11 protein-coding genes are annotated in these 12,041 nt (G+C 42.0%); 8 read left to right on the top strand and 3 right to left on the bottom strand.

Annotation, left to right across the window (positions count from 1 at the left end; all coding sequences use genetic code 11):
* Positions 1-86: 86 nt before the first annotated feature.
* The 3 genes from D8802_RS10115 to thrS all read left to right on the top strand — a co-directional run bounded on the left by D8802_RS10115 (position 87) and on the right by thrS (position 3,299).
* The gene (locus tag D8802_RS10115; RefSeq protein ID WP_185758188.1) at positions 87-461 is read left to right on the top strand and encodes a hypothetical protein; all 375 of its coding nucleotides are present in this window, start codon (positions 87-89) and stop codon (positions 459-461) included.
* A 257-nt stretch (positions 462-718) separates the two neighbouring features.
* Positions 719-1,345: an AAA family ATPase gene (locus D8802_RS03340; RefSeq protein WP_125394786.1), complete on the top strand. Its 627-nt coding sequence runs from the start codon at positions 719-721 to the stop codon at positions 1,343-1,345.
* Positions 1,346-1,355: 10 nt separating this feature from the next.
* Positions 1,356-3,299: a threonine--tRNA ligase gene (gene thrS, locus D8802_RS03335; protein WP_125394785.1), complete on the top strand. Its 1,944-nt coding sequence runs from the start codon at positions 1,356-1,358 to the stop codon at positions 3,297-3,299.
* Positions 3,300-3,346: 47 nt separating this feature from the next.
* Here thrS and D8802_RS03330 read toward each other — a convergent pair whose 3' ends face one another.
* A complete protein-coding gene (locus D8802_RS03330) occupies positions 3,347-4,321 on the bottom strand; it encodes a sensor histidine kinase (protein WP_125394784.1) in 975 nt (324 codons plus the stop codon).
* On the bottom strand, positions 4,314-4,991 hold the full coding sequence (locus D8802_RS03325; protein WP_000548981.1) for a response regulator transcription factor: 678 nt from the start codon (positions 4,989-4,991) through the stop codon (positions 4,314-4,316). The genes D8802_RS03330 and D8802_RS03325 overlap by 8 nt, the downstream gene beginning before the upstream one ends.
* 321 nt (positions 4,992-5,312) lie before the next feature.
* On the opposite strand from D8802_RS03325, the gene D8802_RS03320 reads away from it, so the two are divergent.
* The 5 genes from D8802_RS03320 to D8802_RS03300 all read left to right on the top strand — a co-directional run bounded on the left by D8802_RS03320 (position 5,313) and on the right by D8802_RS03300 (position 10,017).
* Positions 5,313-5,882: a TetR/AcrR family transcriptional regulator gene (locus D8802_RS03320; protein WP_125394783.1), complete on the top strand. Its 570-nt coding sequence runs from the start codon at positions 5,313-5,315 to the stop codon at positions 5,880-5,882.
* An 85-nt stretch (positions 5,883-5,967) separates the two neighbouring features.
* Positions 5,968-6,744, top strand: coding sequence for a ferredoxin reductase domain-containing protein (locus D8802_RS03315; RefSeq protein ID WP_125394782.1), 777 nt, complete (start codon positions 5,968-5,970; stop codon positions 6,742-6,744).
* A 111-nt stretch (positions 6,745-6,855) separates the two neighbouring features.
* Positions 6,856-7,929, top strand: coding sequence for a DUF2974 domain-containing protein (locus D8802_RS03310; RefSeq protein WP_125394781.1), 1,074 nt, complete (start codon positions 6,856-6,858; stop codon positions 7,927-7,929).
* A gap of 163 nt (positions 7,930-8,092) precedes the next feature.
* A complete protein-coding gene (locus D8802_RS03305) occupies positions 8,093-9,286 on the top strand; it encodes a ferredoxin reductase family protein (RefSeq protein WP_125394780.1) in 1,194 nt (397 codons plus the stop codon).
* A 101-nt stretch (positions 9,287-9,387) separates the two neighbouring features.
* The gene (locus tag D8802_RS03300) at positions 9,388-10,017 is read left to right on the top strand and encodes an MBL fold metallo-hydrolase (RefSeq protein ID WP_125394779.1); all 630 of its coding nucleotides are present in this window, start codon (positions 9,388-9,390) and stop codon (positions 10,015-10,017) included.
* A 38-nt stretch (positions 10,018-10,055) separates the two neighbouring features.
* Here D8802_RS03300 and D8802_RS03295 read toward each other — a convergent pair whose 3' ends face one another.
* On the bottom strand, positions 10,056-11,948 hold the full coding sequence (locus D8802_RS03295) for a M13 family metallopeptidase (protein WP_125394778.1): 1,893 nt from the start codon (positions 11,946-11,948) through the stop codon (positions 10,056-10,058).
* Positions 11,949-12,041: the final 93 nt, after the last annotated feature.

Below are 12,041 nucleotides of genomic sequence, written 5' to 3'. Positions count from 1 at the left end.
TATAATATAGGTAGAGAGTTCCCCTTCATTTAGGATTATGTGGTCTTCAACATCTCTCAATTTTTGTAGATTGGAGGACTATTGCCATGCGGAAATATCTTAAGTATATTCCATACTGCCTTGTCATTTTCTTCTTTTACTGGCCCCTCTATGAGTTGCTTTTGCTGCTGATATCTGATCCTTATACGTTGAAAGGGCTTTACATTTATAACATCATCCTCTTTTCACCCTTGGCAACCTTCATCGTGTCCCTTCTTTATAGCTACCGTTTCCAATTCTCACTGTGGTGGCTGCTCGGTATTGCTCTTCTCTATTGCTTTACCATCATCACTTTCAATGAATTCATTCTCGTTTATTTCCTAGCTTATGAACTCTTTGCCCTACTTGGTATGGCTTCAGGTTCAGGTATTAAATATATGCTCCAGCGAGGAAAAAATAAAAAACTTTCACAAAATCCTTGAAAATTCTCGCAATCATGCTATAATAATGCATAGAGACAAGTCACTTAGTCCCTTTCTACTAGAGAGTGCGTGGTTGCTGGAAACGCATAGAGAGCCTAAACTGATACTACTCTACTGACTTTTATGAAAACATAAAACGGTGGCTACGTTAGAGCCAATCAGAGGTGTAGGTCTTTTCGACTTGCATAAATGAAGGTGGAACCACGTTGCGACGTCCTTTCGAGGATGTCGTTTTTATTTTGTCAGAAGGAGGAAGAATGATGCTTTATATGATTGGCGGATCGCCTTGCAGTGGGAAGTCAACAATTGCTTCACTTCTTGCTAGACAGTATCAGCTGCTTCATATCAAACTGGATGATCTGGTAGATGAGATGATGAGTCAAGCAAGTGCAGACTCACAGCCAATTTGCCTTCTTAGACAGGATAGAAGTCCAGAACAAATCTGGATGAGAAATCCAGAAGAGATGGCAGATGAAGAATGGCGCTTTTATGAAGAGATTTTTCCTTATGTAAAACCTTACTTGATAAAAAATCAAAACAGACCTCTCTTGGTTGAGGGAGCAGGACTTTTGCCTCACTTGGTAAAGGAGCTTGAATGTCCAGCGTCTTCCTATCTATGCTTGACTCCGACAGCTGATTTTCAGAAAAAGCACTATAAACAGAGAGAATGGGTTCCTTATGTTTTAGAGGGAACAACCAATCCTGAGCAAGCTTTTGAAAACTGGATGCAACGAGACATTCTTTTTGCCCAAATGGTTCGGCAGGAAGCGATGAAATTAGGCTATTCTAGCCTTGTAACAGATGGTAGTCAATCAGAGAATCAGACTGCGGAAGAAGTTGCTCGGCTCTTAAAATTGCCCAACAAAAATAGAATAAATATTTAAGGAGAAAACCATGATTAAGATTACTTTCCCAGATGGCGCTGTTCGTGAATTCGAATCTGGCGTAACTACTTTTGAAATTGCACAAAGCATCAGCAATTCTCTAGCTAAAAAAGCTCTCGCTGGTAAATTCAACGGCAAACTCATCGACACGACTCGTGCTATCACTGAAGATGGAAGCATCGAAATCGTGACACCTGATCACGAAGATGCCCTTCCAATCTTGCGCCACTCAGCTGCCCACTTGTTCGCCCAAGCAGCTCGTCGCCTTTTCCCAGACATTCACTTGGGAGTTGGTCCAGCTATTGAAGATGGTTTCTACTATGATACGGACAATCAGGCTGGTCAAATCTCCAACGAAGACCTTCCTCGTATCGAAGAAGAAATGCAAAAGATCGTTAAAGAAAACTTCCCATCTATTCGTGAGGAAGTAACCAAAGATGAAGCGCGTGAAATCTTCAAAAACGACCCTTACAAGTTGGAATTGATTGAAGAACACTCTGAAGACGAGGGTGGTTTGACCATCTACCGTCAAGGTGAATACGTGGACCTCTGCCGTGGACCTCACGTCCCTTCAACAGGCCGCATCCAAATCTTCCACCTTCTTCATGTAGCAGGTGCTTACTGGCGTGGAAATAGCGACAACGCGATGATGCAACGGATCTACGGTACAGCTTGGTTTGACAAGAAAGACTTGAAAAACTACCTTCAAATGCGAGAAGAAGCTAAAGAACGTGACCACCGTAAACTTGGTAAAGAGCTTGACCTCTTCATGATTTCACAAGAAGTCGGACAAGGTTTGCCATTCTGGTTGCCAAACGGTGCGACTATCCGTCGTGAATTGGAACGCTACATCGTAGACAAGGAGTTAGCTTCTGGCTACCAACACGTTTACACTCCACCACTTGCTTCTGTTGAACTCTACAAGACTTCTGGTCACTGGGATCATTACCAAGAAGACATGTTTCCAACTATGGACATGGGTGACGGGGAAGAATTTGTCCTTCGTCCAATGAACTGCCCACACCACATCCAAGTCTTCAAACACCATGTTCACTCTTACCGTGAATTGCCAATCCGTATCGCTGAAATCGGTATGATGCACCGCTACGAGAAATCTGGTGCCCTCACTGGTCTTCAACGTGTACGTGAAATGTCCCTCAACGACGGTCACCTCTTTGTAACTCCTGAACAAATCCAAGAAGAATTCCAACGTGCCCTTCAGTTGATTATCGATGTTTATGAAGACTTCAACTTGACTGAATACCGCTTCCGTCTCTCTCTTCGTGACCCTCAAGATACTCACAAGTACTTTGACAACGATGAGATGTGGGAAAATGCCCAAACCATGCTTCGTGCAGCACTTGATGAAATGGGTGTTGACTACTTTGAAGCTGAAGGTGAAGCAGCCTTCTACGGACCAAAATTGGATATCCAAGTTAAGACAGCTCTCGGAAAAGAAGAAACCCTTTCGACTATCCAGCTTGACTTCTTGCTTCCAGAACGCTTCGACCTCAAATACATCGGGCCTGATGGTGAAGAACACCGTCCAGTTATGATTCACCGTGGTGTTATCTCAACTATGGAACGCTTCACAGCTATCTTGATTGAGAACTACAAAGGTGCCTTCCCAACATGGCTTGCACCACACCAAGTAACTCTCATCCCAGTTTCTAACGAAAAACACGTAGACTACGCATGGGAAGTGGCTAAGAAACTCCGTGACCGCGGTGTCCGTGCAGATGTAGATGAGCGCAATGAAAAAATGCAGTTCAAAATCCGTGCTTCACAAACTAGCAAAATTCCTTACCAATTGATCGTTGGGGACAAGGAAATGGAAGACGGAACAGTCAACGTTCGCCGCTACGGCCAAAAAGAAACACACACTGTCTCAGTTGATGACTTTGTTGAATCTATCCTGGCTGATATCGCCAACAAATCGCGCGTTGAGAAATAAGTAGTTAACACCAAAGCCTCCATTCGGAGGCTTTTTCTCATTTATTTTTACTCAATAACGAGCTTCACTTCAGCGAATTTGATCCGTACGGTTGTTCCTTTTCCAACCTCAGACTCAATGCGAATCTGATGGCCCAGTTCTTCAGAAATTTTCTTAGATAGATAAAGTCCAAGTCCAGATGACTGCTGGGTTAGACGACCATTATAGCCTGAAAAGCCACGTTCAAAGACTCGGAGAACATCGCTGTTTTTAATCCCGATTCCCGTATCCTTGATACAGAGCTCCTGACCTTCCATATAGATCTCTAGTCCACCTTCCTTGGTGTATTTGAGGCTGTTTGAGAGGATTTGTTCAATGACTACCAACAACCACTTCCTATCGGTCACGATGATTTTGTCAAGATCATGGAGATTGACCGTCAGTCCCTTTTGGATAAAGAAAAGAGCATACTTACGGACAACTTCCTTAACCAAGTCCTCCACTTGAACCTTTTCAAATACCAAGTCATCGTGGAAGCTTTCCAAACGAAGATACTGCAACACCAGATTGGTATAGGAGTCAATCTTAAATATTTCCTGTTCCAGTTGCTGCTTGACATCACGATCAGACACTTCTGCTACCAAGAGACGGCTCGCTGCAATGGGAGTCTTGATTTGGTGAACCCACAAGGTGTAGTAGTCAAGCAAATCCGTCAGCTTGCTTTGCGCTTCTGACTTCTTTTGATACAATTCAGACTCACGCTCTTCGAGTTTTTCCGCTAGCACACACTCCAAAGGAGACTTTGGGTCTCTTTCAGCATACAGTACTTCCTGCCGGTAAACCTGAGCTTCTGCAAAAATATCCCAAGCCAAAAATAAGAAGGTCAAAAAACTACTGAGCAGAAAGAAATAAAGAAAATAAGTTCCTAGACTAGCAAATAAAAACTGAAAGAGAAGGACGAGAAAGCCTAATGAAAAAATATAGACAAAGATGCGACTGCGAGAACACAGATAGGCTAGAAAAAATGATTTCCAATCAAGCATGTTTCAGTCCGTATCCTATCCCTTTCTTGGTTTCGATAAAGCCTGCCAATCCTTGTTCCTCCAACTTTTTACGCAGGCGAGCAACATTGACAGACAAGGTATTGTCATCGATGAAAAAGTCGCTATTCCAGAGTTCCCGCATCAGGTCATCACGCGCCACGATATTGCCAGCATGTTCAAACAAGACCCGCAAAATTTGAAATTCATTCTTGGTCAAACTCAGAACTTCCCCCTGATAGTGCAAGTCCATAGACTTGGTATTGAGGATCACACCCGCATACTCTAGCAGACTTTCATCACGGCCAAATTCATAGGAACGGCGCAACAAGCCTTGTACCTTGGCAAGGAGCACCTGCTGGTCAAAAGGCTTGGTCACAAAGTCATCTGCTCCCATATTGATCGCCATGACGATATCCATCGCTTGATCTCTCGAAGACAGAAACATGATGGGAACCTTGGAAATCTTGCGAATCTCTTGGCACCAGTGGTAACCATTAAAAAGAGGCAGACCAATATCCATGAGGACCAAATGAGGTTCTGACTGAACAAAAAGGCTCAATACTTCCATAAAATCCTCTACCAAAACGACTTCAAACCCCCACTCAGAGAGCAGTTTCCCAACTTGCTGCCGAATAACTTGGTCATCCTCTACTAGTAAAATCTTGTGCATGCGCTCCTCCTTTGTTATTACTCAAAGCATCAAAACCCTTCATATCAAATCTACGGATCAGTGTCTCATACTGTTTAGCAGCCTATTTCCCAAATCCAGATCAGTAAACAGATGCTATATAGAGAACATTCCCACTGATATCATACCTTATTTTTAAGTATAGTTCCAGCCTTATCCTATATTTTCCTTTTTGTACTCATTTAGTTAGCGTTTCTTTAACTTATTTAATAGATCTAGCCTTCTTATTGACAATCTAGCCATGATTTGTTAGAATATGAATGAACAAATCAACTTATTCATTCATGAAACAAAGGAGGTTAAATCAGATTGGACAAAAAACAAGCTTTAAAGACAGCGGCCTATGAAGTTTTTTCGAAAAAAGGTTACAAGGCGACAGGAATTTCAGAAATTGCTAGACAAGCTGGTATGGCAGTAGGTTCTTTTTATAACTATTACGAGAGTAAAGAAGCCATTTTTCTAGACATCTATATAGATGAAAACAACCGTGTTCGCCAAGCTATGATCGAAGAACTGGATTGGGAAATTGACATGACCGACCTCATTGGTCAACTCTTTGCTCAGTCCAGAACTCTCGTTTCTTCCAATAAAATCCTTGCAGAATGGTACAATCCTGCCATCGCAGATGAGTTGCACAGCTACTATTCCACAGAAGAAGGCAAAGTCGCAAATCCTTTTCATCAGTTTCTAGTTAAAACTTTTACAAATCGTATGCAGGCTGAAGGGTACTCGCCAGAAAAGATTCAAGATATTTTACAGGTTTATAATCTGTTTTACTATATGGATATGCATATCACGGAAAAAGATTTTCCAGATATTGGCAAAACTGTTGAAATACTTGCAACCAACTTCATTAAAGGAGTTCTAAAATAAAGAATGGATTTCTTTATTTTTTAAAAAGATATGAATGAATTATTTTATAGTTCATTCATAAAATTAAGAACAGGAGTCATAAAAAATGAAAAGAGGTAAAAAAATGTTTATTATCATTCTATCAACACTTGGAGTCTTAGGCCTTATAACTTGGGGTGCCATCGCTTATCTTGGACGAAGCCAGACATTATCGATAAAATCCATCGAAAACCCCAGCGGAGATTTATATTTAATTCATATCACAAAACCGAGTCACCAAATCTTGAAAGCTGGGGCTTATGCTAAGTTCACACTCCCTGATACGTCGTCTACTACTAGAAAAAATGAAGATAAAGGGAATCAATCTAGTCGATGGCTAACCATTGCCTCCACACCTGATGAAGATGAAATCCTCATTTTAACTCATAATAGTGGTAGCCTCTTTAAGGAAACCTTGACACATTTACCGGCTGGCAGTGAGATTGAGATGAGTTGGCTGGATTCCTCTTTGACCGTTAAAGATACGAATCAGCCACTAGTTTGCTTTGCATCTGATGTTGGTATTTCTGCTCTACGCCCCCTTATCAAAGAATGGGCTGGTAAATGTCCGATTATTCTCAACCATTTTGATAAAGGAGTTACTATTTTCGATAATGAGATGAAAGAACTGACTCAAAAAACAACGAATTTTACTTATAAAACTAGCGATGAACTTTCTCAAAGTCAAGAATTTTTAAAACGTGCTATTGATGAATACGGCAATCAAGCCAGCTATCTCATCACAGGTCAGCCTGATGATGTAAATGAGATGAAGAATTTTTTAAAGGAAAATGGGATTGATAGCAAAAACATACAAGTAAGCTCGTTTAGAGGTTTGAAATAGGAGCAATCTATCTTCTATGTATTTCAATCAAACCCTACTAGGTCATTCCAACAAGCCTACTAGCTAATTCTAGGTAAATGTGATAGGATAAACATAGAGAAAGGAGCTTTTATGGCTAATATTTTTGACTACTTAAATGATGTAGCATACGATTCCTTTTATGACCTCCCCGTGAATGAGTTAGATGTTCTTGCCTTGACCGAATTAACCTACCTTACTTTTGATGGTGTAGTCACCCAAGAACCCCAGCGCCTCATAGATCTTGCACCTCAAATCTCTAGAGAAACGACGATGTTGACCAGCAAAAACCGCCTCCAGTTATTGGATCAACTCGCTCAACACAAACGTTTTAAAAATTGCAAACTTTCAGATTTTATCAATGATATTGATCCTGAGTTGCAAAAACAGTTTGCAGCCATGACTTATCGTATCAGCCTCGATACCTATTTACTTGTTTTTCGCGGAACTGATGACAGTATCATCGGTTGGAAAGAAGATTTCCATATGACCTATATGAAGGAAATTCCAGCTCAAAAACATGCCCTCCAGTATTTAGAGAACTTTTTTGCTCAACACCCTAACCAAAAGGTTATCCTAGCAGGACACTCCAAAGGGGGCAATCTAGCTGTCTATGCTGCCAGTCAACTCGATACAAACTTGCAGAAAAACATTGTCGCTGTCTATACTTTTGATGCCCCTGGACTTCACAAGGAACTAACCGAAACAGCTGGCTATCAAAACATGATGGAAAGAACAAAAGTATTTGTCCCACAAGGTTCTATCATCGGGATGATGCTGGAAATTCCTGACAAAAAAATCGTCGTTCGAAGCACTGCCCTAGGTGGTATTGCCCAGCACGACACCTTTAGTTGGCAGGTTGCAGACAAACACTTTGTCCAACTGAATGAGACCAATAGTGATAGCCAACAAGTCGATACAACCTTCAAGGAATGGGTTGAAACAGTTCCTGACGAAGAACTGCAGCTCTACTTCGACCTCTTTTTTGGAATCATTCTTGATGCAGGCATCTCCTCTATCAACGATCTTTCTTCCTTCAAGGTCATTGAACACATTCACCATCTCTTTGTCCAAGCTCAATCTCTCACTCCCGAAGAAAGAGAAACCATGGGACGCTTAACCCAACTCTTGATCGACACCCGTTACCAAGCTTGGAAAAATCGTTAAGATAAGAAAGTCAATGGATCAGCCGATTCGTTGGCTTTTTTAGAAAAAAGGGGCAGAAAAGTCTGTCTAAATCACAAACCTTGACGAGAGATTCTTTTTTTGTTAAAATGTAACAATCCTTATTACATCTAATATAAGATAAATCCATGAAAGGAATTCTACTATGAAATCATTAAAAGGTATTTTATTTATCGGACTTAGTATGCTTCTGACTATCCTAGCTTGGCTCAGTTCAGGTGCTAGTCAGTTTCTAATCCCTGGTTTAGCTCTCACCACCCTCTCACTTACTTTTATACTAGCAAGCCGTTTACTCCTGCTTGAGGCTTGGTTTAACGGACTTGAAAAGATGTATCTAGCTCATAAATTCACCGCTTTTCTATCCATTCTCCTACTAACTCTACACAACTTTAGCATGGGCGGTCTCTGGGGTTCGCATTTGGCCGCCCAGTTCGGAAATATAGCTATCTATATCTTTATCAGCATCGTTCTGGTTGCCTATCTGGGACAATACATCCAGTATGAAGCTTGGAGATGGATTCATCGATTTGTTTATCTAGCCTATATCTTTGGCCTTTTTCATGTTTTGATGATCATGGGAAATCGCCTCCTCTCCTTTAGTTTCCTAGGTCTTATCTTTGGAATCTATGCTATTTTAGGCTTGCTTGCAGGTTTTTATATTATTTTCCTTTATCAAAAGGTCGGTTTCACCTATCTTGGAAAAATCGTAGGAATCAAACGCCTCAACCACGATACGACTGAAATTGAAATAGAACTCAGTCATCCTTTCACCTACGAATACGGGCAATTTGCCTTTCTAAAAATTTTCCAAAAAGGTTTTGAGACTGCTCCACATCCTTTCTCTATCTCTGGAGGACAAGGACGAACTCTTTATTTTACGATTAAAAACTCTGGTGACTACACTAAGAATATCTATGACAATCTTCAAGTTGGTAGCAAGGTTGCAGTTGATCGCGCCTATGGACATATGACTATGGAACATGGTCCAAAGCAGCAAATCTGGATTGCAGGTGGAATTGGAATGACACCTTTCATCCCTTATATCCGGGAGCATCCTATCCTAGACAAGAGCGTCCGCTTCTACTATAGTTTCCATGGAGAGGAAAATGCTGTCTACCTAGATCTACTTCGAGACTACGCCCGTCAAAATGCTAACTTTGACCTGCAGCTGGTCGATAGCAATGAAAAAGGATACCTGACTTTGGATCAAGAAGAAATCCCTGACCAGACTACTGTTTATATGTGTGGACCTCTTCCTATGATGAAGACCCTTGCTAAGCAAATCAAGAAAAAGAATCCCAAAGCAAAACTCATTTACGAAGGTTTCAAGTTTAAATAAAACCATTGTCCCTCTAACACAAAAGAGGGACTTTCTTTTCACTTTATTTCCCTCTTCTATGCTATACTTAGTTTAGTACATTCTTTGAGAGAGGAAATCCTATGAAAATCCATAAAACCGTGAATCCTGTTGCCTATGAAAACACCTACTATATAGAGGGAGACCAACACCTGATTGTGGTTGACCCAGGTAGCCATTGGGAAGCCATTCGCAAGACCATCGAGAAAATCAACAAATCCGTCTGTGCGATTCTCCTGACCCACACCCACTACGACCATATTATGAGTCTGGACTTGGTGCGTGAGACTTTTGGAAATCCTCCAGTTTATGTAGCAGAGAGTGAAGCTTCTTGGCTCTATACTCCCGTTGACAATCTCTCTGGCCTACCTCGTCACGATGATATGGCAGATGTGGTCGCAAAACCTGCAGAACACACCTTTGTCTTTCATGAAGAATACCAGCTTGATGAATTTCGTTTTACTGTTCTACCGACCCCAGGGCACTCTATCGGCGGCGTTTCCCTGGTCTTTCCTGATGCCCATCTAGTCTTGACTGGAGATGCCCTATTCCGAGAAACCATCGGACGAACAGACCTTCCTACAGGTAGCACGGAACAACTCCTCCATAGCATTCAGACGCAACTCTTTACTCTCCCTAACTACGATGTCTATCCTGGGCATGGTCCAGCTACGACCATCGCTCACGAAAAGACCTTTAACCCCTTTTTCTAGCAAGCAAAAAACCAAGGAAGCTATCCTTGGTTTTTGTATTACCAAATAATCACACGATCCTCTGGTGCACGCCACATGCCGTCGCCTTCTTTGACATCATAAGTTGTAAAGAAGTCATCGAAGTTTGGTACTTGGACGTTGACACGGAGTTTAGCTGGCGCATGGACATCGACACTAGCCATGAGTTTCATCAACTCTGGACGGCCTTTCATGCGCCAGATGCGAGCAAAGTTGTGGAAGAATTCTTCAGCTGAGAAGTCTGGCTCTCTCTTGGCAGCTTCAAGGGCTGCAGCAATCCCTCCCAAGTCGGCAACGTTTTCTGATACGGTTAATTTTCCGTTGATCCTTGCGCCGTAGGATTCTTGACCATCAAACTGGTCGATGACTTTTTGTGTTTTTTCTTTAAAGGCAGCATAGTCGCTTTCTGTCCACCAATCCTTGAGGCTACCATTTTCATCAAAGGAAGCGCCATTTGTGTCAAAGGCATGAGAAATCTCGTGGGCAATAACAGCACCAATCCCACCGTAGTTAGCAGAAGATGACTGATGCAAGTCATAGAAAGGCGCCTGTAAGATAGCAGCTGGGAAGACAATCAAGTTCTTCTGAGGATTGTAGTAGGCATTAACCATGTGAGCTGGCATTCCCCACTCCTTGTAGTCAACTGGTTGGTTCCACTTGCTCCAGCTGTGCTTGATTTCCACACGCGCAAAGGCTAGGGCATTGTCAAAGAGACTGGCAGTTTCGTCCACTACCTTGTCCTTATAGCGGGCTGGTAATTCCTCTGGATAACCAATATAAGGCTTAATGACATTGAGTTTGACAATGGCCTTGTCACGCGTTTCAGGAGTGAGCCAATCGTTTTTAGCCAAGCGTTCCTTATAAACGTCAATCATCGTCGCTACTTTTTTCTCTACATCCGCCTTGGCTTCTGGAGAGAATTTTTCATGCGCGTACCAGAGACCAAGAGCTTGCTTAAAAGGACCTTGAGCCAAGTGATAAGCCGCCTTGACCTTGTCCTGAGCTTCTGGAACACCTGAAAGGGCACGTCCATAGGCACCTGACAAGACACGAATCTCGTCTGTGAGATAGCTGGTTGAAAGATTCACCACACTCAAAATCAAGATTGCCTTGAGCAAAGGCCATGCTTCTTCACTGTAAAATTGGTCTGCTGCTTGCCAGAAACGTTCCTCATCTACTATAACCTTGTCAGGCACTTGCCCAAGAACGGCTTGGAAAAAGTCATCTAGAGGTAGAGCAGGGGCGAATTTCTTGAAATCTTCATAAGCGTATGGATGATAGAGTTTGGCATATTCTGAACTTTCTTCGTTTGAAAGGACTACTGCTGCGATACGACGATCCAATTCCAATCTCTTCTCTAGCAAATCTGCGATTTCCTCATCTGAAAAATCATAGGCTTTGAGAAGATTCGTAGTACTTTCCTTCCAAAGCGTTAAGAGCTCCTCACGTTGAGGATGGTCTTCCGCATAGTAGGTCGTATCTGGCAAAATCGTTCCTGGTGCACTGGCCCAGAGAACATTGGTTCTGGCATCCATAAAGTCTGGTGAAACACCAAATGGAAGGAAGTTTGGTTTACCAGCTAGTTCAAACTCTGCTAGTTTGCTGGTAAAATCTGCAAAACTTTCTAAGTCTTGGTATTCCTTGAGTAGAGGAAGGACGGGCTTAATCCCATCTGCTTCTCTCTTATCAAAATCGCGTACCATGCGATGGTACTTAACAAAGTTGGCGAGGATAGCATCCTCTGGGACTTCCTCACCTGCCAACCACTTGTCTGTAGTTGCCAGCATCAACTCTTCAATCTCTTCATCAAGGTCAATAAAACCACCTGTTCGAGATTTGTCAGCTGGAATGACAGCTGTTTTTTCCCATTCGCCATTGATTGCATCATAAAAATCATCTTGATAACGTGTCATCTTGTTCTCGCTTTCATTTTTCACTTATTCCTAGCTTAGCAAAAAACACTTGGGAATGCAATTAAAAATGATTTCTCTTTTCTCTTCATTTTT

Source organism: Streptococcus oralis, assembly GCF_003943395.1.
Taxonomy (GTDB): Bacteria; Bacillota; Bacilli; order Lactobacillales; family Streptococcaceae; genus Streptococcus; species Streptococcus oralis_BF.
The sequence above is the reverse complement of the archived record's forward strand: the minus strand, read 5'-3'. Positions and strand labels throughout refer to the sequence as shown.

Bases quoted from the DNA above. Each gene is read 5' to 3' on its own strand.
- D8802_RS10115 (WP_185758188.1), top strand. From the start codon at position 87: ATGCGGAAATATCTTAAGTATATTCCATACTGCCTTGTCATTTTCTTC.
- D8802_RS03340 (WP_125394786.1), top strand. From the start codon at position 719: ATGATGCTTTATATGATTGGCGGATCGCCTTGCAGTGGGAAGTCAACA.
- thrS (WP_125394785.1), top strand. From the start codon at position 1,356: ATGATTAAGATTACTTTCCCAGATGGCGCTGTTCGTGAATTCGAATCT.
- D8802_RS03330 (WP_125394784.1), bottom strand. From the start codon at position 4,321: ATGCTTGATTGGAAATCATTTTTTCTAGCCTATCTGTGTTCTCGCAGT.
- D8802_RS03325 (WP_000548981.1), bottom strand. From the start codon at position 4,991: ATGCACAAGATTTTACTAGTAGAGGATGACCAAGTTATTCGGCAGCAA.
- D8802_RS03315 (WP_125394782.1), top strand. From the start codon at position 5,968: ATGAAAAGAGGTAAAAAAATGTTTATTATCATTCTATCAACACTTGGA.
- D8802_RS03310 (WP_125394781.1), top strand. From the start codon at position 6,856: ATGGCTAATATTTTTGACTACTTAAATGATGTAGCATACGATTCCTTT.
- D8802_RS03305 (WP_125394780.1), top strand. From the start codon at position 8,093: ATGAAATCATTAAAAGGTATTTTATTTATCGGACTTAGTATGCTTCTG.
- D8802_RS03300 (WP_125394779.1), top strand. From the start codon at position 9,388: ATGAAAATCCATAAAACCGTGAATCCTGTTGCCTATGAAAACACCTAC.
- D8802_RS03295 (WP_125394778.1), bottom strand. From the start codon at position 11,948: ATGACACGTTATCAAGATGATTTTTATGATGCAATCAATGGCGAATGG.